10 protein-coding genes are annotated in these 24,614 nt (G+C 44.6%); 6 read left to right on the plus strand and 4 right to left on the minus strand.

What is annotated here, in order from left to right; genetic code table 11:
* Positions 1–42 precede the first annotated feature (42 nt).
* The 5 genes from QUA74_RS21245 (at position 43) to QUA74_RS21265 (ending at position 6,892) form a co-directional block, all read left to right on the plus strand.
* A complete protein-coding gene (locus QUA74_RS21245; RefSeq protein ID WP_333333210.1) occupies positions 43–1,983 on the plus strand; it encodes a response regulator in 1,941 nt (646 codons plus the stop codon).
* A complete protein-coding gene (locus QUA74_RS21250; RefSeq protein ID WP_333333212.1) occupies positions 1,984–3,891 on the plus strand; it encodes a PAS domain S-box protein in 1,908 nt (635 codons plus the stop codon).
* Between the two features lie 591 nt (positions 3,892–4,482).
* Positions 4,483–4,653, plus strand: a complete 171-nt coding sequence (locus tag QUA74_RS21255) for a hypothetical protein (RefSeq protein ID WP_333333214.1) — start codon at positions 4,483–4,485, stop codon at positions 4,651–4,653.
* Positions 4,650–5,102, plus strand: coding sequence for a response regulator (locus QUA74_RS21260; protein WP_333333215.1), 453 nt, complete (start codon positions 4,650–4,652; stop codon positions 5,100–5,102). The genes QUA74_RS21255 and QUA74_RS21260 overlap by 4 nt, the downstream gene beginning before the upstream one ends.
* A 128-nt stretch (positions 5,103–5,230) precedes the next feature.
* The gene (locus QUA74_RS21265) at positions 5,231–6,892 is read left to right on the plus strand and encodes a diguanylate cyclase domain-containing protein (protein ID WP_333333217.1); all 1,662 of its coding nucleotides are present in this window, start codon (positions 5,231–5,233) and stop codon (positions 6,890–6,892) included.
* A gap of 372 nt (positions 6,893–7,264) precedes the next feature.
* Here QUA74_RS21265 and QUA74_RS21270 read toward each other — a convergent pair whose 3' ends face one another.
* The 4 genes from QUA74_RS21270 to QUA74_RS21285 form a co-directional block, all read right to left on the minus strand.
* Entirely contained in the window at positions 7,265–12,286 is a 5,022-nt protein-coding gene (locus QUA74_RS21270) for a PAS domain S-box protein (RefSeq protein ID WP_333333219.1), read from the minus strand.
* Positions 12,287–12,966: 680 nt separating this feature from the next.
* A complete protein-coding gene (locus QUA74_RS21275; RefSeq protein ID WP_333333221.1) occupies positions 12,967–14,187 on the minus strand; it encodes a hybrid sensor histidine kinase/response regulator in 1,221 nt (406 codons plus the stop codon).
* 249 nt (positions 14,188–14,436) lie between these two features.
* Positions 14,437–20,931: a PAS domain S-box protein gene (locus QUA74_RS21280; RefSeq protein ID WP_333333223.1), complete on the minus strand. Its 6,495-nt coding sequence runs from the start codon at positions 20,929–20,931 to the stop codon at positions 14,437–14,439.
* A gap of 390 nt (positions 20,932–21,321) precedes the next feature.
* Entirely contained in the window at positions 21,322–21,453 is a 132-nt protein-coding gene (locus QUA74_RS21285) for a hypothetical protein (protein WP_333333224.1), read from the minus strand.
* A 262-nt stretch (positions 21,454–21,715) separates the two neighbouring features.
* Between QUA74_RS21285 and ppsA the strand changes: the two genes are divergently transcribed.
* Complete coding sequence (gene ppsA, locus QUA74_RS21290; protein WP_333333226.1) at positions 21,716–24,193, plus strand: phosphoenolpyruvate synthase; 2,478 nt, start codon at positions 21,716–21,718, stop codon at positions 24,191–24,193.
* Positions 24,194–24,614 lie beyond the last annotated feature (421 nt).

Genomic DNA, 24,614 nt, shown 5'->3' on the forward strand with positions numbered 1-24,614 from the left:
CAAAATTTCAACTATTCTTAAATTAACAAAAAATAGCGATCGATGACCAACAATCAAATAGAAGAAAATAAAGGCAACATATTAATTGTTGACGATACTCCAGAAAATTTGCAAGTTTTATCCGCAACGCTGTTCGATCGGGGCTACAAAGTCCGCGGCGTAATTAACGGCAAAATGGCAATCAGAGCAGCGCGATCTGGGTCTCCTGATTTGATTTTGCTTGATATCAAAATGCCGGAAATGGACGGCTACGAAGTCTGCACCCAGCTCAAGGCAGATCCGAAGACATCAGAAATTCCCGTTATTTTTATCAGCGCTTTAGATGAAGTATTGGACAAAGTAACCGCCTTTCAAGTTGGAGGGGTAGATTATGTCACAAAACCGTTTCATGTAGCAGAGGTTTTAGCGCGAATCGAACACCAACTGACTATCCAAAGACTGAAAAAACAATTGCTCGATCGCAATAAAAAATTGCAAGAAGAAATAATAGAACGCAAAAAAGCTGAAGAAGCAGCGGCCGCTGCATCCCTCGCAAAAAGTCAATTCGTTGCCAACATGAGCCACGAATTGCGGACTCCCCTGAACGCCATCCTGGGTTTTACCCAAGTCATGAGCCGCGACTCTTTGCTCAGCCACGAAAATCTCGAAAATCTCCGAATTATTAACCGCAGCGGTCAACATTTGCTGGAACTAATTAACGATGTTTTAGACTTGTCGAAAATAGAAGCAGGGATAATTGGCTTAGATGAACGCAGCTTTGACCTTTATCAACTCCTCGACACTCTCGAAGAAATGTTTCAAATCAAAGCTGAAACAAAAAAAATGCAACTGAGATTTTCCGTCCAGGCAAATGTTCCCCAATATATAAAAACTGACGAAAAAAAGCTGCGCGTCTGCTTAATTAACCTGCTGGGAAATGCCATGAAATTTACTCAGGACGGGGGTCGTATTTGGCTGCGAGTGAGCGTGGAAAGCAACCAGCCACAGCCGACTAAATCGGAAAGTCATCCTAACCCTACCTCAGTCGAACCATTGTTAATTTTCTTTGAAGTTGAAGATACGGGAGTTGGCATAGCAACAGCAGAAATTGATACTTTATTTGATGCTTTCGTGCAAACACAAGCGGGGAGAAAAGCGGCTGATGGTACGGGATTGGGTTTGACAATTACTAAAAAATACGTACAGATTATGGGGGGTAATATTGGGGTAAAAAGTGTTTTAGGTGAGGGAACAAGTTTTAAATTTAATATCCGAGTATTTGCGGCTATTTCGTCTGAAATAACAGTGGCAACATTGCAGCGAGCGATCGGACTAGAAGCAGATCAACCAGTTTATAGGATTTTAGCAGTTGACGACAATCAAGAAAATCGGCTGCTGCTGGTTAAAATGTTGCAACCAATTGGTTTGGAAGTCCGAGAAGCGGAAAATGGCTACCAAGCGGTTGAACTTTGGGAAAGTTGGCAGCCTCATTTAATTTGGCTGGATACGCGAATGCCAGTAATGGACGGTTTTGAAGCTGTCCGACAAATTAGAGCGAAAGAGAAACAAACTCAGTGGCGAACTGTAATTATTGCTCTGACTGCTAGCACTTTTGAGGAAAAAAAAGGCGAAATTATCGCCGCAGGTTGCGACGATTTTGTGCGGAAACCTTTTCAAGAACAAATCCTCTTTGATAAGATGGCTTGCTACTTGGGAGTGCGCTATCTTTATCAAGAGTTGCCCCGGCTTCCTGTCGGGGCTTTACGGCGTTATTGTGTGAGCGAAAAACCCGATTCATTTTTCCGAGGGCTGCTGGCTCAGATGCCTCAAAGTTGGGTGCAGGAACTCTACGACGCGGCTAATGATGTTAATGAAGAGCTGGCGATTCAACTTGTCGATCGCATCTGGGAAAGTCATCCAACTTTAGCTGAGGCTTTAAAAGATTTGCTTGCCGATTACCGACTCGACAAGATCCTGGATTTAACTCAATCGAGTTTAAAATAAATGGATAATAGCGAAATTAAAGTATTGGTGGTTGATGACCAACCGAGCAATCTGCGGTTCTTATCCAAACTGCTAACATCCCAGGGGTATCAAGTTTACCGAGCTATTTGCGGTCAACTGGCGTTGAATGTTGCGATCACCTATTGCCCCGATTTAATTTTGCTCGACATTAGAATGCCGGAAATGAACGGTTATGAAGTTTGTCGGAGACTGAAAGCGACACCAGAAACCGAACAAATTCCGGTAATTTTTTTAAGCGTATTAGATGAAATGAACGATAAATTACAAGCTTTTCGAGTAGGAGGCGCCGACTATATTACTAAACCATTTCAAGTAGAAGAAGTTTTAGCGCGCATCGACAAGCAAGTCCGCTTGCAAAAACTGCAACAGCAATTAAAAGAACAAAATAATCAACTGCAACAGTCGCAGTCGCTGCTTGCTAGTATATTAAATAGTTCCTTAGACTGTGTGGTAGCTTATTCTGCCGTCCGCAACAGTGAGGGAAATATTGTGGATTTCCAGTGGCTCTTGATCAACCCGGCTGCCGAAAAATTTTATGGTCTGCTATTAAATGAGATTGTTGGCAAGAATTTGTTAGCCAAGATTTCGCAAGTTAGCAATAATGGGTTATTTGATTTGTATGTTTCTGTAGTAGAAACAGGAGAAACTATAGACCAAGAATTTTATTACGAACAGGAGCAAGAGCCAATTGTTTGGCTGCACATTGTGGCGGTCAAATTAAACGACGGTCTGGCAGTAACATTTCGCAATATTACCGAGCGCAAACGAGCAGAAATTGCCCTGCGAGACAGCGAAGAACGCTTTCGCGCCATATTCGAGCAAGCTGCGGTCGGCATAGCTAAAACCGCGCTCTGTGGTAAATTTATGCGGGTAAATCCCGGCTTTTGTCAAATTGTCCGCTATGCACAATCCGAATTGTTACAGCAAAATTGGGAGGCAATTACTCACCCAGATGATAGAGAAGCGGACAGAGAATACCTGCGCTCGCTGTTATCCGGGAAGATTCAAACTTTTTCTGTGGAAAAGCGTTTGCTATGCAAAGATCAGGCAGTGCGCTGGGCAAATGTTACTGTTTCGGCAATGCGGGATGTCAAGGGGACGCTGCAGTATTTAATTTGTGCGATCGAGGATATTTCCGAACGCAAGCTGGTACAAGAATTGCTGGAAGCGAGTTTAGACACTCAAACCCGCTACGCTCAAGAATTAACTCGTTCTAATGCCGAGCTAGAACAGTTTGCCTACGTGGCTTCTCACGATTTGCAAGCGCCTTTGAGCACGATTGCCGGCTACGCTCAACTATTAGAAAAACGCTCTTCCAACCAACTTGATGCCCAAGGAAATAAATTTATCCGCAATATTGTTAATTCTTGCGGGCGGATGCAGGCGCTGATTGATGACTTGCTGGAGTATTCGCGGGTCGGTCGCAGTCAGAAACCTTTTGATCTCATAGATTGCAATCGGGTTTTTGAGGATGCTTGTGCTAATTTGCAGTTGGCTATCCGCGAGAATCAAGCTTCTGTTACTAGGGGGGATTTGCCAAGGGTAACAGGTGACTGTTTTCAACTGCTGCAACTGTTTCAAAATTTAATTGGTAACGCCATTAAGTACCGTAGCAGTGAGGCGCCGGTGGTGCAGGTGGACGCTTCCCGTCAGGGGGATAGCTGGGTGTTTTCAGTGCAGGATAATGGTATTGGGATTGCCTCACAGCACCATCCGCGAATTTTTCAGATTTTTCAGCGCTTGCACACCCAAAAACAGTATTCGGGAACTGGTATCGGTTTAGCGATTTGTCAAAGAATTGTCGATCGGCACGGCGGCAGCCTTTGGGTAGAATCAGAACCCCATCGAGGCTCGACTTTTTATTTTTCTATTCCTATACCAAAGTGAAGTCAGCACCCCGCCTGAAGCAGTCAATCGATTTTAGATTTTAGATTTTAGATTTTAGATTTTAGAATTGAAGAAAACGACCTCACTGATACAGCATATTCCCTGTAAATGTAGTACACAAAAACCTGGTTTCTTGAACAGAAAAGGATGAGAAAACTCTAAAAAAAACCGGTTTCTGGGGTGTACTTTATAAAGCTCGAATACACTGTAAATCCGGGGGCTTGTGATGAGGATTCGGAGCTTTTTTCTCGACCCACGGATGAATCCGGGGGCTTGTCACCAAATTGCTTAATTGTCACGCCTCCTTTACTTAAGCTTTAAATATCTTTATCTTTTCTTTACAAAGAGGTTTATAAAGTGTAGCATATTCACTGATGACATTGAGCTAAAAATTTATCAATATAAATCTATTAGCTCGATCCTTATACAACTTATAAATCAGCGGTGCGCGCAAGACTTGTTAATTTTTTTCAACTGTATCCAGAGCATCTTGCTTTGGGATGCAATAGTTTCCCTAGTAGTTCCCGGATCAAGATTTGTGATGTGTTTGCAGTTTGTAGGTTCTCGGACAGACTGCCAAGTGAAACAAGCATGATTCGCAAACCTTTGCAAATCCAGAAAAACGGTAAATTCCTGCAACACACTTTCAGTGTTCTCAGCCAAATTTACCGGATGATGGCAAGAGATGCTTTGCAGGTACTTAAACACGGCTCAAAGTCCTGCCACCTCACAAAATACGTTCGTAGTGAGGCAAAGCCGTGAATTATAAAAAGAAAAAATTCACTCTTTTAATAGCAAACGATGACGAGGACACGCGCTTTTTGGTGAAGGAAGCACTGCGAGAAGTTCGACTAGCAATTACGAGCGAATTTGTGGAAAATGGAGAACAAGTGCTAGACTACTTGTACCGTCGTGGTCAATATTTTGGTAGCACCAATTGGCATCAGCCAGACTTGATACTTTTGGATCTGAATATGCCGAGGCTGGACGGGCGAGAAACACTAACTTTGATCAGATCTGACCCCCATTTGCAACAAATTCCGGTTGTAATACTCACAACTTCCCACCGCAGAGGAGATATCTTGCTTTGCTACCGATTGGGAGCCAATTCTTTCATATCCAAACCAGTCACTTTTGAAGGATTGCTTGAAGTAATGAAGACTTTATGTGAGTATTGGTTTGAAATCGTTTCACTCCCGCCGGATATGTAAATTTTCATGTAGGGCTAAATCCATAGTTTGAGTGTATAGTGAATTTGATAAGCAGCAATATTGGCCGAGCGCAAGTATCGCTCTCAAAACAAAAAAGTTGCCTTAGACCCGCTCCGAACGCTATAGTTGTGTTAACACGTAACCAATGTCTGAAAATTTTGTTAGTTGAGGATGACCTCGCAGATCCGACAATGATCGAAGACCTTCTAGGGTCATTCAGCGAGTCTCTATTTCTTCTCCAAACTGTTAAGTCTCTGGAGATAGGAGCCGGGTGTCTGGAAGTAGACAAGTTTGACGCCCTACTATTAGATTTGTCAGTGTCAGACAGCTTGAGGGGAAGCGAGGCGATCGCAGTTTTGAAAGGGCGATGGCCCACATTGCCAATTGTGGTGCTGACAGATATCAACGATGAAAATATGGCCCGGTCGGTATTGCGCTGGGGCGCTCAAGATTGTTTGGTAAAGGGAAGATTTCACAGAACTCTTCTGGTGCGGGCAATCCATTACGCGATCGAACGCCAGGAAATCGAAGAACAATTGCGGCAGCAGGCTCTCCGACAGCGGCTGTTAGGCAAAATGATCGAACATATTCGATCGTCAATAGATCCGGCAAGCATTCTCCAAAGTACCGTTGCAGAAGTGCGCCAGTTTCTCCAAACAGACCGCGTTTTAATTTATCGCTGTCAGGATTGGGTGTCTCAATTGGACGGGGAAGAGCAAAAAGGTGCGATCGTCGCCGGTGACGGTTTGCCAGAAGGTTATATTGAAAACCAAAATATTAGTGCTGCTTTGGCGGTGTCATGCTTTGTTTTAGTCGAATCCCACTCGGTACAAGCAATAGCAGATGTCAGCACTGCCCCATTGGCTGGCAGTTGCAAAGAATTGTTGACAGATTGTGAAATTGCAGCAGTTATAAGCGTGCCAATTTGGCAATCTGGCGACTGGGAAACGGCAAAAGAAACACAAGAAGCCATTGGTTGGGAAGCCGAAAAAAATCACGATGCAGCCGAAAATTATATCTGGCAGCAGGCGAGTTACAAACCGCAGACCCAAGGTAAAAATTTGCCCGATTCGATCGCAGAAAATGGCAATAATTTGTGGGGAATGTTGACAGCATACAATTGCTGCGGTGTCAGGGAATGGCAGCAGTGGGAAATAGATTTTTTACAGCACTTGGCAAATCAAGTGGCGATCGCGATCGAACAATCTCAACTTTACCGCAAGCTAGCAATAGCCAATCAAAAATTGCAGCAACTGGCAACTACTGACGGACTGACTGGCATTGCCAATCGCCGCCAGTTCGATCGCGTTTTGAGCTTAGAGTGGCGCAGATTGGCAAGAGAGGAACTGCCGCTGTCTTTAATTATGTTTGACATCGACTTTTTTAAACTTTACAACGAGTTTTATGGGCACCTCGGCGGGGACGATTGTTTGCGCCAAGTTGCCGGGGCGATCGCCAGAGCCACCAACCGGGCTGGGGATTTGACTGCCCGCTACGGTGGCGAAGAATTTGCCCTAGTGCTGCCCAACACTAGCGCCGAAGGGGCAAACGTTGTCGCCCGGAAAATTTGCGACGGCATCGCCAGCTTGAAACTGCCCCACGCGCGATCGTTGATCGGCCCCTACGTTACCCTCAGTGGTGGCATTGCGACAGCGATTCCTTCTGCCCAGGAATCTCCCAACACCCTAATTCGCAGCGCTGACAGCGCCCTTTATCAAGCCAAAACCGAAGGCAAAAATCGCATTTGTCACGCCAGAAGTAACTCGGAATCTTCTCCGATTTTTATGTAAAAGTTGAAGGTAATTGGTAATTAGTAAGATCGTGTTTAATTTTTCACTCACAACTCACAACTCATAACTCATATTGTTGACCTTAGCATCGGAATAATAATTTTCCGAGTGCAGTGCGAGCGGGATGCGATCGAGTGACCCGAAGCAAGGATAATGCTCGCTGGCAGGGTATAATTCCGATGCTACGGTATTTGATATTACTGAGATGTTGCACCATTCTCAATTACTTGTTTAGGAACAGGCTTTCCGGCCTGTTCCACAAGAAAATTCACTCTTTGTGGAACAGGCCGGAAAGCCTGTTAAGCGAGAATGGTGCAAGATGTGAGATATTGCCCATTTCCGCTGCCCAATTTCTAATTACAAATTCCTAATTTATTGCCCCAAATTTGAATTCCTACCTGTTAAATTCGGCCGCACTGGAATTTCAATCAAAAACTCCGCTCCCTCTCCCGGTGTCGAAATACAGCTCAATCTGCCGCCGTGGCGATCGACTATAATCGAGTGAGAAATCGACAATCCCAAACCCGTGCCCTTGCCCACAGGTTTAGTCGTGAAAAACGGGTCAAACAGCCTCGATCGCACCGACTCCGGTATCCCCCGCCCGTTGTCGGCAATAGATACCGCTACGAAGCCCGCAGCAGCCTGATAAGTGCGAATAGCGATCGTGCTTGGATGTCGATCGCACTCCTCGATCGGACGCTGCTTGTCCCGTTCTTCCAAAGCATCGATCGCATTAATCAAAATATTCATAAATACCTGATTCAACTCGCCCGGAAAACATTCAATTGGCGGCAATAGTTGGTAATCTTTAACAATCTGAATTTCCCGATGACTGCTGTGAGATTTCAACCGATTTTGCAAAATCATCAAAGTGCTATCAATTCCCTCGTGAATGTTGACAGACTTCCCAGCGGACTCGTCCAATCGCGAAAAGTTACGCAACGATTTCACGATCTCGACAATTCGCTCGGTTCCTACTTGCATCGAATTAAACAATCTCGGGAAATCCTCAGCAATATAATCCAAGTCTATTTCATTAATTTTATCCAAGACTTGGGCTGGAGGATTAGGACAGTAATGCTGGTAAAATTTAATCAATTCCAGCAAATCTAAAGTGTAATTACGAGCCGGAGTGAGATTGCAGTGAATAAAGCTAACAGGGTTATTAATTTCGTGAGCAACACCAGCAACTAACTGACCCAAACTCACCATTTTTTCATTCTGAACAAGCTGAGCTTGAGTCGTTCGGAGTTTGTTAATAGCTGCTTCTAACTCTAGCGCTTTTGAACGTTCTCGCGCTTCCGATTCCTGCAAAGCTGACTCGGCTTGTTTGCGATCGGCAATTTCAGTTTGTGCTTGCTCAAACAGCATTGATTGCTGGATAGCGATCGCCAACTGCACGCTAATTTGTTTGAGACACTCGACCTCAATTTCCAGCCAGTGGCGGGGACCCGCGCACTCGTGAGCGATCAATAGCCCCCACAACTTCTCGCCTTGCAAAACTGGCACTACCAAATTAGCTCGCACCTGAAATTGACTTAATAAATTAATGTAGCACTCGGAAAGATCAGCTTGGTAAATATCATCTACAGCTACAGCACGACCGTGTTCGTAAGCAGAAGCATAGTTGTCTTCAAAGCACGAATCGTTAATAGTTATTCCCTGAATAGCCAGCCAATTTTGGCCCACAGACTCGACTGTTACAAAACCGCTCCAATCGGAATTAAACTGATAAATAACTGTCCGGTCTGTTTGCAAAAAATGCCGTACTTCAGCAACAGCTTTGGTCAAGATTTCTTCTAAATTTAGAGACGAGCGAATGCGTTCCAGCATTGCTACCACCAAGCGTTCTCGCTTTAATTGCTGGCGCAAGATAGCCTCGGCAAGTTTGCGAGTGCTAATATCTTCAATCACACCAATTACATAGCTAGGTTCCCCAAACCCATTCCGCACTAATGATACAGTCATATTAGTCCAAACAAATGAACCGTCTTTGCGAATAAAGCGTTTTTCAAGGGAATAATTAAAAATTTCCCCAGCTAACAGTCTGTCGCGCGACTCGACATCGGCTGCTACATCTTCTGGGTGAGAAATATCCCCAACATTTCGCGCTTTCAGTTCCAATTCAGAGTATCCGACAATATTGCAAAAGCCTTGATTTGCATTCAAAAATTGACCGTCTGGCCACACTTTAACAATGCCAATCGCGGCTTGTTCAAATACAGCTCGAAATCGCTGTTCGCTTTCTTGTAAAGCAATTTCTGCTTTTTTGCGATGGCTAATGTCCATTGCCGTGCCAAACAGCCGCACCACCTGACCCAACTCATTTTTAACAGATTGTCCTTTAGCGTTAACGTGCCTGATTTCTCCTGATGGAAAATAGATGCGGTGGTCGATGTCGTAAGCTGTCCCTTCAGTCACTGCGTTTTGCACAACTTGTGTAAAAACTTCTTTGTCATCGGAATGAATTTGCTCTAAAAGTTCTTCCATTGTCGGCGGCTGATTCAATTCTCGGCCGTAAACTCGAAACAGTTCTTCCGACCAAGTAATAATTCCTGCCTCAATATCGAATTCCCAATTGCCGATGCGGGCAATTTTTTGCGCTGCTTGCAACTGTTCGGCAAGTTGTTGCAAAGATGCGATCAACTGAGTTTTTTCTGCTTCTGCTGCAACGCGGGCGCTGATATCTTTGTGAGTGCCTGTTATCCGCAACGGCGCACCCCATTCGTCGTACTCGACTACCTTGCCCATCGCCAGAATCCACTGCCAATTGCCCGCTTTGTTGAGCATCCGAAATTCAAATTCATAGATATCAGTCTCACCTTCCAAATAGGAATTTAAACATTCCATTACCTTCAGTCGGTCTTCTGGATGCACCAAACTTTCCCAACCTTTGAGGTTATTTTCAATTTCGGTTTCTGCATAGCCTAGCATTGATTTCCAATAAAAGTCGAAATAAGTTTCGCCAGTAGCGATATTCCAATCCCACAGCCCCAAAGAGCTACCTGAAACCGCCAACTCCAATCGCTCTTGACTGAGTTTTAATGCCGATGCGGTGCGTTTTATTTCCGTGAGATCGGCAATTATGGCTATCATTCCTATCGGTTGACTAGCGCTATCTTTAATGCAGTTAGCTCGCAAGAAAGTCTCTATAATATCGCCATTTTTACTCTTAATTTCAATTTCAGTTTCCCAGGGAAAACCTTTCCGCAGCACCCTAAATAACTTTCTCAAATCTTGAGATTTGGGGTACATTACTGCTGGGCCTCCGGCATTATTTAGTTCCTCAACTGTATAGCCGTAGCGCTGAATAAATGCTTGATTGTGATAAACGGAATAACCGTCCAAATCTGCGATCGCGATCGCATCACTAGCGCTGTCTACAGCTTGAGTTACCAGGCACAGAGTCAGTTCCGCTTGTTTGCGATCGGTAATATCAAAAATCGCTCTGTCTAGCCACAAAACTAGCCCTTCTAGATTGTAAGTTGGCCTACCTCTTTCCGACATCCACCGCACCGCGCCGTCAGCGCGAACAATCCGGTATTCTAGATTGTACGGCTGTTTCGACTCTACCGCTGCGCTGACTTGTCGATCGACCATTTCGTGGTCTGCCTCATGGATAATGCTAGTAAAACTCCAGCGGTTCTTGCCAATAAAATCCTCAGCAGGATAACCACTAATTGCCTCAATTTCATCGCTAATAAATACCATCGTCCCATCAGCATCATACAAGCTGCGGCAGATAGCGCCGGGGATATTCTCAACGAGCGAGCGAAATCTGGCTTCACTCTCCCGTAAAGCTGCTTCGGTCTGTTTTAAATCAGTAATATCCAGCACCATGCCTTCCCAAATTATATCGCCTTGGTGCCCTATTTCTGTGGGAAAATCAACTCGTTCCGGTCTCGAAACCCCTTGCAGCCACTTAAGTTTTCCCGACGGTACAATCGCCCGCCATTCCTGGTACCAAAGCTGCATATTTGCCGCAGAAACAGCAATAGATTCTTCAAATCTTTGGCGGTCGTCTGGATGAATACAACTAAAAAGTAGTTGGGGAGTTTGCTGAACATTTTCAGGTTCCAGTTCATATAAATCGCGGCTGCCCGAAGAAATGTAAGGAAAACTTTTTTGCCCGTCGGTTGATAGGCGAAATTGATAAATTATTCCCGGCAAATTGGCAGCAAGTTGCCGCAGTCTAGCTTCGCTTTCTTGCTGCATTAATTGTTGGCGCCTATCCTGAGTGATATCTCGAATTATCCCCACCAAAATTTTACTGCCGTCGGTATTTTCAAAGACGGTTTTTTTAGTAGACAGAATGTGCTTTGCACCGTGGGCGCCCGTAAATATTTCCTCGCTCTCGTTTTCTTTCCCCGTCCTAAACACTTGTTGGTCAGTTTGCCAAAAAATCTCAGCTTCTTGTTTTGGGAAAAAGTCATAATCCGATTTGCCCAGCAGTTCCTCGCGCTGCTTCCCGATCAGCTTGCAAAAAGCATCATTTAACAGTATCCAGCGGTGCTGTTCATCCTTGACGAAAATTGGAGCAGCCAGGGCATCGATCGTATAATTCAAAAACTTTTTACTAGCTTCCAGCTCGGAGAGTGCTAAAACTTTATCCGTAATATCGTGGATAGTTCCTGTCGTCCCCTGCGCCGCGCCGTCCCACCCCAACCTCAAAAATTCTTGCACTTCCACCCAGCGAGTTTCGCCCTTTTTGGTAAGATATCGAATTTGATAGCAACTGGATGTTTCTTGATTTTCGCTCAGACTTCTAAACGAATTTAAATATTGGTATTGATCGTCAGAATGAATGTAACTCAAACAGGAAGTTCCTAAGCTTTCATCAACGGTAAATCCGGTAATTTCCGTCCAAGCCGGATTAAGAAAAGTCCAATTCCCAGCAGTATTTGTTTCAAAAACTACTTCTCTGATATTGTCAACAACCCGCAAGTATTTTTCTTGACTTTTTTGCCATTCTGCTTGCCGTTTCTGGCGGGCGATCGCGCACCTGAGCGTCCGTACCAGCAGCCGGCGGTCTACCTGTCTTTTCACCAGATAATCTTGGGCGCCGGCGGCAATTAACTCGACAGCCAGTTCTTCGTCATCGGCGGCTGTCAGAATGACGATCGGAATATTTATTCCGCAATCTTGCATTCGGAAAAAAGTATTAAATTTTAGGCTGTCAGGAAGTGAAAGGTCTAATAAAATTACATCAAAAGTTTCGCCGCATAAAATTTCTCTCGCTTCCCGCATGCAAACTACATTCGTCAACTCAATTGATTGTCCTAGTCGGGGCTCTGACAGCAGTTCTTGAATGAGTTCTGCATCTTCTGCACAGTCCTCTACTAAAAGAACTTTCAAGCAAGCAGGCGTTAAAGTTGACTCAAAAACAGATGCCATACCATTTTAGATTTTAGATTTTAGATTTTAGATTTGGAATGACTGATGACTATCGCAGTTTGGTTCTTGCGTAAACTGGCATTTTTTTACTGCTATCCTTTTGCTATTTTTTAGGAATAAAAAAAATCAGCAGCGGATGCAGTTACCTAGCTCATTATTGGGGAACTTGAACCGCACGCTTGAGAGTGCGCTGTGTGCTTGCAGACCCCGCAAATTTATTTGTAGAATTGAGTTGTTCGCTGCAAGTTTTCCGCCTCGCCCGAAACCTAGTGGCCCAAAACTATTATACTCTTACCAATATTGCAACTCAACTCTGTTTTAATTTACAACCTTTGGCAGGGGAATAGCAAGAGGCAAGTCAAAAGAGCGCGGAGTAATCAAGATTTGCATTGCTGATAGCCTTTGAAACTTTAGATTTTAAATAGCCGTTTAAAGCTTGCTTAAAGTGGCCTTATTTTTTCAAAATAGTATTACTACTAAGCTACCAGAATTACCGTTGGTTTACAAGATACGCTCTGAGATTGTGTTAGCTTAATTGCCCGGAATTAGCGCCTGTTTGTATTGAGCAATGCAACTCCTCTCTTGATCGAGGAACCAAGCCTTGCATTCCTTGGTACAAATTTAATTATAAACTTAATTATGGTTGTCTAACCGGACACAATTCAACTCAGTTGAGTCGCTCAATTTTTCTGCGGTTTGGGGAGCACAACTGTAAACACGCTGCCTTGACCGACAGTGCTGCTAATAGCAATCTCACCGTTAAAAGGCTTTAAAAGTTCAATACAAGTATAAAGTCCTAGACCAGTTCCTGTCGGTTCCCCTTCGGTTTTTTCCTCGCCTTTAGGTGGCTTGGATGTGTAAAAAGGGTCAAAAAGTTTTGGCAAGTCTTCAGATGATATACCGCATCCCGTATCTGCAATATCCAGGTATAGGTTCGAGTCATCTTGCCGAGTCACGATAGTTATTTCTCTGCTTTTCTTTTCCCACATAGCATCCATTGCATTATTGATTAAATTATAAAATACTTGAGAAAGATAGGAATAAATTAAGGGAATGCTGGCAATTTCTTCGTCATAAAAGTATTTTTTTCTAATCTTATTTTTAAAATACAGGTTGCCTTCCAATAGCTGAATTTCTCGCTGCACTAAATCGTTGATATTCACAGGGTGCAAATCTTGCTTTTGCTCGTTTCTGCTTTTCATCATCAGAGTATCCATGATCTGATTGATTTTTGTGACAGCTTGAAAAATATACTTAGTATAATTAAACAGAGAGTCTTCTTGAATTTGTGTGGCTTTTGTTTCAATCAAATCGACGCTAGTCTGGATCACTTGCAGGGGACTTTTGAGGTTGTGAACCATTCCCTGAGTCAAACGTCCGATGATGGCAGTTTTTTCCTGGTTTATTAATTGCTTGGTTTTTTGTTCAACAAGTCTTTCCAGGTTTTGGTTGAGGTGGGCAAGTTCGAGGTTTTTTTCTTCGAGTTTTTTTTGCAAGCTGCGGATTGTCAAGTGGGTTTGAATCCGGCTCAAAACTTCTTCGTGCTGGAAAGGCTTAGTGATGTAGTCAACGGCTCCTGTCTGAAAGCCTTTTACTTTATCCGGCGTATCGGAAAGGGCGCTCATGAATATGATGGGAATATCTTGCGTTGACGGGTCTGCTTTCAAACGTCGGCAAGTTTCAAAACCGTCAATTCCTGGCATCATGATATCCAAAAGAATCAAGTCTGGATGGATGTAGTCAATTTGCTCGATCGCACTTTCGCCGTCTAGAGCCACTAATACTTTAAACCCGTAATTCCTTAACAACTCGAAAAGTACGTCAAGATTTGTTTGGTTGTCATCGACAATTAGTATGATACTTCTTTCAGCATTCTTATCGTTCATATTCAAGGCAAACATTCAAATTTTTTACTTTTTAGTTGTGGGTTGTGAGTTTAAATCGGATTCAAGTGATTTTCTGCGGCTCTCGAAACCCGGTTGCTTCGTAGATGCCTTTATTGGCAATCACTCTTTTCTTTTATGGGCGGGTAGGATGCCCACCCCACCAAAATTACAGTCTCTGTGGAACAGGCATCTTGCCTGTTGCTGACAAAAGTGCAAGAGGTGAGATTTAACTGATTTTGAGTTGTGTGTTAGCTACAGTCAATTTTAGGACAAATGTTGCTTCAAAAAATCTCGAATTTGCTTGAGCTGAAATCCTTTAGCAAGTTGGCGCAGGTGATGAACGAAAGGCACTAATTTCGGGTCAGAAGCTTCGAGTTTAGCAGTCTCTTCCAGAATAGCTTCAATATCGCCCATTGCAGCCAATCTTAACAACGCCAAGACTGACTCTGAGGCAGGAGACACCATCCTTGAGTCAGCAGCAGCAATCTCAGAAGATGCTTTTGCAGTTTGATCTGTCCGCTTTTTGGTTTGTGCTCCTTCTTCGTAAACCCATTCTAGTCTCAAATGTAGGCGCAATAATTCTAAAAGCTCATTAGTTTGAATCGGCTTGGTGAGAAAATTATCGCAACCTGCAAGTATGCTCTCTTGCTTGGTAGTCTCGTAAACGTTAGCGGACAAAGCAAGGATAACCGTATCCTTTAATTCCGGCAACTGTCGCAGCCGTCTGGTAGCTTCCCAACCGTTCATTACGGGCATCAGCAAATCCATTAAAATTATATCCGGTAGAAATTCCTGTGCTTTGTGCAAGCAGTCTTCGCCGTCTGTAGCTTGTGCAATTTCAAAGCCTAAATGAAAAAGTAGTCTGTGCAACATGGCGCGATTTACTTCGTGATCGTCCACGATTAGCACTTTCCGCTGGGGGCCGGTAAAACCGATAAGCCGCCTTTTTTCTTGCCGGGAGGGGAGTTCAGAAGACTGGGCGACTGCGGGCAAGTCTAGATCCAACCAAAATATACTGCCTTTGCCGGAGGTACTTTGGACGCGAATTTGGCTGCCCATCATTTTGGCTAATTTTTGGCTGATGGAAAGTCCCAGTCCCGTACCTTCGACGAAATTACTATGATCGCCCACTTGATGAAAAGGCAAAAATATTTCTTCTAATTTATTCTGCCCGATGCCAATGCCCGTATCTTCGATTTGAAAGCGAATTTTAGGGGTAGGGGCACCATCGCCGGTATTGTCTGCTGTTATCACCTCGCGCGCTTCTTTTGTTCCCAGTGGCGGGATCGACATTTGCTGCGCGTCTAAATTCGCGGTAAAATTGATCGTTTGAGTGGCAATTTCCGCTGTCAAATTAGAAGTTTCGCAGTTGGTTTGAGGATAATTATCGGGGAAATTTTCTGCATAACCGACTTTGAATGTAACGCTGCCACTGTTCGTAAACTTAACGGCATTGCTGAGCAAATTAATCAAAACTTGACGCAACCTTTTTTCGTCAGCCAAAATGCCGTCGGGTAGCGCTGACACCTGCTCGTAATTAAAGGCAATTCCTTTTTGAGCCGATCGCATCTGGAACAAATCAATAATACTTTTAACAAAGCTAAAAAAATGCACGTTTGTCAGCGACAGATCCATTTTACTTGCTTCGATTTTTGAGAGGTCTAAAACGTCATTAATCAGCATCAGCAGGTGGTTGCCGCACTGGTGAACGTTGTTGAGACTTTCCTGCTGCTCGGCGGTAAAATTTTTATCCAGTTTGAGCAGTTGAATGTATCCCAAAATCCCGTTCAAAGGCGTCCGCAATTCGTGGCTCATGTTGGCGAGAAAGTCGCTTTTAGCGCGGTTGGCGGATTCGGCGGCTTCTTTAGCTAATTGCAGGGCGGTTTCTGCAAGTTTGCGATCGGCAATTTCGGTTTGTGCTTGTTCAAATAGCATTGATTGCTGAATGGCGATCGCCAACTGCACCCCCAATTGTTTTAGGCACTCTCCCTCGAATTGCTGCCAGGGACGTGGGCCCGTGCAGTGGTGGGCAATTAACAGCCCCCACAAGTTTTCGCCTTGCAAAATCGGCACTACCAGATTCGCTCTCACATCGAGCCCCGTCAACAAAGCCAAGTGGCAGTCGGCGAGGCCGGCATTGTGAACATCTTCTATGGCTCTAATTCTGCCCTCTTGGTAAAGAGGAAGGTAGGCTGCCCCAAAACAGGGGTCATAAATTTCCATTCCTACAATTGGTCTGGCATTTTTGGCAACAGACTCGACAGCGATCAACCCACTCCAATCAGGATTAAATTGGTAAATAACCGTGCGGTCTACTTGCAAAAAATGCCGCACTTCTTCGACACTTTTGGTAAGAATTTCTTCGAGATTGAGAGAAGATCTAATGCGTTCCAGCATGGCTACTACCAACTGTTCGCGCTTTAACTTGTGGCGCAAAATTACTTCTGATTCTTTGCGTTTTGTGATGTCAGTAATTACTCCAATTAAGCCGATGGTATTACCATTACTATCTTGAATACTGTCGGCTCGCACGAGAGCAGTTACTGCTTCGTAGCTCTTAGTTCGCATGGTCACTTCGCCGCACCACGAGCGACCTTGGCGGAGGCTTTTATAGATTTGTTTGTAATTTTTATGCCGCACGTAAAGCGCGGCCATATCGCCAATATCGTTAAGTTCTTCCACCGTGTAGCCGTAGCGCTGCATGAAGGCTTGATTGTGGTAAATAGACCGCCCTTTCAAGTCGGCGATCACGATCGCGTCGCTGGTACTTTCGACGGCTTGAGTGACCTGCCGTAAAGCTAATTCTGCTGCTTTGCGATCGCTAATATCCGTCATCGAACCCACCATCCGCAGAGGGTTTCCGGCTTCGTCCCACACTGCTTGAGCGCGGGCGAGCACCCACTTATAGCTACCGTCTTTGCACTGCAAGCGGTATTCGGCGGCGTAATAGGGGGTTTGGCGATCGAGATAACCTTGGATCGCTGCTTGCACTCGTGAGCGATCGTCTGGATGGATGCGATCAATCCATGCGCTGTAGGTGCTGTCGAATTCGCCATCTCCGTAACCGATAATTTCGTGCCAGCGGGCCGATCGAAAAGCTTCATTTGTTTGAAGATTCAGATCCCAGATTCCGTCTTGATTGCCTTTGAGAACTAACTGCCAGCGTTCTTCACTTTTACGCAATTCTTCTTCGGCTTGTTTGCGCTGAATATGATCGCCTAACTGAGTCGCTACAGCCTTGACCAACTCTACTATACGCGGTTCCATAATCGAGCGGTCGCGCTTGCAGAATACTAAAACTGCCAGCACCTTTGAGCTAGCGTGAATTGGCACTCCGAAACAACCTTTCAATCCCACTGATGCCGCCATTTGCGATCGGGCAAAAAGATGATTCTTGGCTACAGAAATATCTTCAATCCATTCTACATTTCTGGTTGACCAAATTCGTCCAGGTACTGCCACTCCGGCGGCAAATCTAATTTTTTTACTTTCGTTGCCGAACATATCTAAATCGCGATCGCTAGCGTACCAAGTTTCGCTGTGTTCCAAACAAGTACCGTTAGCAGACGGTATCCAAGCTTCCGCAAAATTCCAGCCGATCGCATTGCACAGCAACCGCAGGATATCTGGGAGGGCGCTGTGAAAATCGGCTGACTGACTAATTGCTTGAGTTGCTGCCAGCAACAGCTTTATTTCATCTTCGGCTTGCTTGCTTTCTGTAATATCAGTTGCCGTGCCGAGAATTTGTTTTAACTTACCGTCTGCTGTTTTCGCAAATACAGTATCTCGGCTAACCATCCAGCGCCAAGAACCATCCTTGTGCCTAATTCTGTATTCAATTTCAAATATATCCCCTTCGCTGCCTGTTTCGACTTGCTGTAAATAATCAGGCATTTTGATTGAATTTTCGGGGTGGATTAAAGTTGACATCATCCAGGGCCCCATTGCCTGAATCTCCTCTACTGTATAGCCAAGAATGTGGTAGATAGAAGCGTTCCCATAGATGGTTTTTTTTTCAATTAAGTCACAAACATACAAAATATTAGGACTTGCCCCAGCAATTTGTTGAATGAATCGCTGGCTTTCTCGCAGTGCTGCTTCTGTTTTTTTTCTTTGGGAAATATCGCGAACAATGCAAATGATTTCCCCCTCGGGCAGCATTGTCAGCGAGACATCTATAGGGACTTCCGAGCGGTCGCGACGGCATCCTACTGCTTCGGTGCTGTAAGAACCTTTCTTCACTAAAGTCGGCAGGACTTCTTGCTCGAACCTTTGCAGTTCGGCACCTTGGTAGAATATTTTCCAACTTTTATCTAAGATTTCTTCTAGAGAGTCGTAACCGTAGATTTTTAGTCGTGCTGCGTTGCAATAAATCACCTCATGGTCGGCACTGAATATGGCGATACCTTCGGAAGCTTGGGCCATTGCCGCTGCTTGCCTGTGGAGGACTGACTCGGATCGTTTGCGTTGAGTGATGTCGCGGACGATCGCGATAATTTCGTCCTCCGTGCAGAAGACAATTCTCGCTTCAAAATCGTACAGTTCACCATTAACTGGCATTTGATATTCTACAACTTGAATCTCGCCAGTGTCGATCGCTTGTTGGTTGCCAGACAAGATTTTTTCAACAAAAGCAGCCGGCAATATGTCTTGTGCTTTTTTGCCAATTACTTTTTTTTGATGTAGGAGATGCGGGAAATCTTTTGCTGGTTTGAAGTCTACAAACGTGCCGTCTGCCCGACAGCGAAATATCATGTCTGGTATCGCATTTAAAAGAGCGCGATTGGTGGCTTCGCTCTTACGCAATTCAGCTTCAGCTTGCTTGTTCAATGTAACGTCGCGGGCAACTGCATAAATCAAACCTTCTTCTGCAAACGGCGAGGCCGTCCACGACAGCCATTTATAATTACCATCTCGGCAAATATAGCGGAGTTTTACGTTGACAATTGAACTGCCGTTTTTGAGGTCTTCTAATTGGTTCAAACAGGTATTTCTGTCTTCTGGATGCACGAATTCGACCCAAGGTTGGGCTAACATTTCATCGCTGCTGTAACCTAATACAGTAGACCAAGCCGGGTTTAAGCGTCTGAAATAGCCGTCAAAACCTGCAATGCAAAGTAAATCCAGCGAGATATTAAAAAATCGATCGCGGTCTTGCTGGGTTTGTTTTAATTCGGTGATATCCATCACCAAGCCATCCCACACTATATCGCCGTTGGCTTGCTTTTCTGGCTTCGACGCACCTTGCAGCCACTTCACTTTGCCCTGGATAATTTGCCGCCACTGGTGCTGCCAAGGTTGCAGAGTCGTTGCTGAAATTTTGATCGATTTTTCAAAGCCTGTGAGGTCATCTGGATGAATTGTTTCATAAGCAAAATTTTTCTTTTTTTCTATATCTTTCGCTTCTAATTGGTAAAGGTTTTTGCTACCAGAAGAAACGTAAGTAAAATATTTTCTGCCGCCCGGTTCGAGCCGGAACTGATAAATCATTCCTGGCACGTTAGATGCCATTTTTTGAAACCTAGCTTCGCTCTCTTTTAAAGCTAATTGTTGGCGTTTGTACTCAGTGACATCTCGAATTGTGCCGACTAACATTTTACTGCTGTTAGTTGCTTGAAAGACACTTTTTTTGATCGAAATTATGCGTTTCTTGCCGGTGGTGTCTGTAAATTTTTCTTCCGTTTCTTCAGCGATGCCAGTTCTGAATACCTCTTCGTCTTTTTGCCAAAACCTTTGGGCTTTTGCTGGTGACAAAAATTCGTATCCCGACTTACCGATCAGTTCTTGTCGCGTTTTTCCCATTAAATCGCAGAAAGCGTCGTTTAATACGATCCAGCGATGCTGATCGTCTTTGACAAAAATTGGGTCGGGAGTAGCATTAATCGTGTGCTTAAAAAACTCTTCTGATGTTTTTAATTTTTGTTCGTAACGGTAGCGGTCGCTGACATCCAAGATTACTTTTATCATCCGCTCTATCGAGCCGTCCCGGCCGCGAATACAGCGCATGGAAACTCGAGTGTAAACTATTTCTCCATCTTTTTTGCGCCACCTTTGGTCTAAAACATAGCCTTCACTCTCCCCTGCTAAAATTTTATTTAACTGCTCTAAACTAGCCTGCAAGTCTTCAGGAAAACCCCACCGTTCCCAATTCTCGTGCAAAAAATCTTGGCGAGCGTATCCCAGCAAATCACACAAAGCATCGTTCACTTCCAACCACTGGCATTTTTCTGGTGCTGAGGGGCAAGTCGGAGGAGCAAGAATGGCAATTCCGACGAGAGAATTCTCGACTACCGAGCGATATTTTTCTTCGCTTTTTCGCAAAGCTTCTTGGTTGTGCTGTCGCTCGACTGCGTAGCGGAGCGATCGAATTAACACTTCGCTGTCGATTTTTCGCTTGACTAGATAATCCTGAGCTCCTGCTTGGATTGACTGCACGGCGAGTTCTTCATCGTTGCGGGCAGTCAGTACGACAATCGGAGTATTTAGGCTGTATTCTTGTATTTTGACAATTGTACTTAAGTCTTGGCTGTCGGGCAGCGAAAGATCTAGTAAAATCACATCAAAATGTTCGCCTACCAAAAGTTCCTGCGCTTTGCTGAGACGGTCTGTACAACTTACTGATAGCCTTTGGGGTTCGGCTCTACTGACATTTGTTTCTAATAATAATTCTTCGATCAGCTCGGCTTCTGCTTGATTGTCTTCGACCAGAAGAACTTTAAAGCCGTTTTGCTTTGCGGCTGGGCTCAAAACTGATATCATATACCTTGTTTTTTGTCAGAAGGCAGTCGAGCTAACTATTATAGCATATAAATAATTGCCTCGCCCCAAATCCCACCACTCCAAGTTAAAAACTCTGTGGTTCAACAATTACAATCCACTCTATGCGACTGTGTTTTTGCTCTAAGTAGATCCACGCAATCAGAGGCAAAAATTTTAGGGTTTTTAGAAGCTCGGTTTCATGACGAAACTAAGCTGCTTGGTGTTGTGTTTTTTGGGAGATCGCCCCGATCAGTCGATTTTAGATTTTAGATTTTAGATTTTAGATTTTAGATTTAGTCCACAGATGAATCGGGGAGGTTGAACTAGAATCTAAAATTTTGGGCGACTCACGACTACTGTCGGAAAGTAAGTATCCGTTTTTGGGCAGGTTCAGCCGATCGCGCGATCGAACCCCACCCTTTGTTGTCCTTCAATTGCCCTAGCAACACAATCCCAGCAATATCCCCACAACAATGAGCGCTCAACCCAAAAAAAGCGGTGCGAACTATCTTCACTATTCATATTTTTACCACTTCTTTTATAATACCTTAAATAAACTCATTACTGCGATTTATTTACTTTTTGCAATCAAATAAAAAATCTCCACAGGCCTTGCTATTTAGCAAAAAAGTGATAATCTTGAAATAGAGGCAATCGAAAACTCGGTTGATACAGCCTAGGAAAAAATCAGAGAATTTTGGCAACAAAATTACAATTCAAAATAAACCGTCTTTTGTTTACTGTCCTTTGACATAACTGAGATGAAGTTTAGAGGAAAAAAGCAATGATCGAAAAATTAGAAATTGCACCAAGACCCGTTTTAATTCCCAAAGAAAAAGCCTTAGTATTATTATTTGATGAAGTCGGCATCGCCGACATCCCATTAGTAGGCGGGAAAAATGCTTCTTTGGGCGAAATGATTCAACAGTTAACCGCCCAAGGAGTCAGAGTTCCCAACGGATTTGCAACTACAGCACACGCTTACCGCTACTTCATCGAGTCGGCGGGTTTAGAAGCTAAATTGCGCGAAATTTTTGCCGATTTAGACGTAGAAGATCTGCAGAACCTGCGACAAAAAGGCAAGCAAGCGCGGGCACTGATTCTCGACACACCATTTCCGCGAGAACTCCAAGCGGCGATCGCGGATGCTTACGAAAAATTGTGCGATCGCTACGGCGACAGTACAGACGTAGCAGTGCGTTCCTCCGCCACCGCCGAAGACTTACCAGACGCCAGTTTTGCGGGACAGCAAGAAACCTACCTCAACGTCCAAGCTTGCGCTGGCGTCCTCGAATGCTGTCACAAATGCTTCGCCTCCATATTCACCGACAGAGCGATTTCCTACCGCCAACAGCGGGGTTTCGACCACTTTGAAGTCGCCCTATCAGTCGGCGTCCAAAAAATGGTGCGATCGGACTTAGCATCCTCCGGCGTCATGTTCAGCATCGACACCGAAACCGGATTCAAAAACGCCGTATTAGTCACCGCCGCCTACGGATTAGGCGAAAACGTCGTCCAAGGAACCGTCAACCCCGACGAATACTTCGTCTTTAAACCAACATTAAAACAAGGTTTTCTCCCGATTTTAGACAAACGCCTCGGCAGCAAAACACTCAAAATGGTGTACGATATCGGCGGTTCTAAATACACCAAAAACGTCTCCGTCATAGCAGCCGAAAAAAATAAATTTGCCATACAAGATGATGAAATTCTGCAACTAGCCAAATGGGCCGTCATCATCGAAGAACACTACTCTAAAGTGCGCGGAACTTACACCCCGATGGACATTGAGTGGGCCAAAGACGGCAATACGGGCGAATTGTTTATTGTCCAAGCGCGACCCGAAACAGTACAATCTCAAAAGTCTGCTAAAGTTTTGCGAAACTACAAATTGCAAGGCAGCAGTGCAGTTTTAGCAAAAGGACGCGCCGTTGGCGAATCAATCGGACAAGGCAAAGCCCGCGTGATTTTAGATGTTCACAGAATCGCTGAATTTCAATCAGGAGAAGTTTTAGTTACCAACAAAACAGACCCCGATTGGGAACCGATTATGAAAAAAGCAAGTGCGATCGTCACCAATTCCGGTGGCCGCACTTGTCACGCCGCCATCATCGCCCGAGAAATGGGAATTCCCGCCATTGTCGGCACCGGCGACGCCACCCAAATCTTGAAAAACGGGCAAGAAATCACTGTTTCTTGTTCGGAAGGAGACGAAGGCAAAGTTTATGCGGGTTTGCTTCCTTTTGAAATTCAAGAAACTGCGATCGAGAATTTGCCCCGCACCCGCACTCAAATTTTAATGAATGTCGGGAACCCAGAAGAAGCCTTTGGTTTATCAGCCATTCCTTGCGACGGCGTAGGCTTAGCACGGCTAGAATTCATCATTGCCAATCACATTAAAGCACACCCGCTGGCATTGATTCACTTTGACGAATTGGTGGATGAATCAGTCAAGGAAGAAATTGCCGAACTCACAGCACTTTACCACCACAAACCCGATTTCTTCACCGACAAACTCGCCCACGGAATTGCCACAATTGCCGCCGCATTTTATCCAAATCCAGTCATCGTGCGGATGAGCGATTTCAAGAGCAACGAATATGCTAATCTTTTGGGGGGGCGGCAGTTTGAACCCAAGGAAGAAAACCCAATGATCGGGTGGCGCGGTGCCTCTCGCTATTACGACCCGAATTACCGCGAAGCTTACGCTTTGGAATGCAAAGCATTAAAGCGAGTTCGCGACGACATGGGCTTGACAAATGTGATTCCGATGATTCCGTTTTGTCGCACCCCGGAAGAAGGGCGCAAAGTGTTGGCCGAGATGGCAAAACACGGTTTAGTCAAGGGCGAAAACGGCTTGCAAGTGTATGTGATGTGCGAATTGCCGAGCAATGTGATATTTGCTGACGAATTTGCCCAAGTTTTTGACGGATTCTCGATCGGCTCTAACGATTTAACTCAGCTAACATTAGGATTAGACCGGGATTCTGCTTTAGTCGCGCACATTTTTGACGAACGGAATGAAGCTGTCAAGCGAATGGTAGCAATTGCCATTAAAGCGGCGAAAAAGTACGATCGCAAGATTGGGATTTGCGGTCAAGCGCCCAGCGATTATCCTGAGTTTGCTCGTTTCTTGGTTGAGTTGGGAATTGATTCGATTAGTTTGAATCCCGATTCGGTTTTGAAGACTTTGTTAGATGTTGCTAAGGTGGAAGGTGCGGGTTCGTTGATGGATTTAGCGGGGGATATTGCTAAGATTTAACCGTTTTGGTTTTGGAGAGCAACCGGGTTTTTCAAACAATAGCTGCCCCCTGTTCTGGCTTGGTTGTTTTTGAACTCGACTCGGTTTCTCCTATCTATTCCCGTAAAATAATCGCTCTCGCCTTTGTAGTGATGAATCCAACTCCTCTGCTTTTTATCAGGACTTGCATTCCTCACTACAAACCTATTTGATGGTTGGTAATTGACCTGACATAATATCACATCATATCTGCACTTCTGGCTTTGTTGAACCCTGGCGCTGTGCGCGATCGCCCTCCTCACTCCCCAGCTAACGTTTAACACACGGGCGGCCTAGTTTGAGACTTAATCGGGAACTTTTCTTATTAGACCTCTTGCAAAATAATTTTATGATATAATGGAAAGTTTTGCTTGACTGGATTGAATCCCAACTATTAACTTAT

Source organism: Microcoleus sp. LAD1_D3 (genome assembly GCF_036702135.1).
In the GTDB taxonomy this organism is placed as follows: domain Bacteria; phylum Cyanobacteriota; class Cyanobacteriia; order Cyanobacteriales; family Microcoleaceae; genus Microcoleus.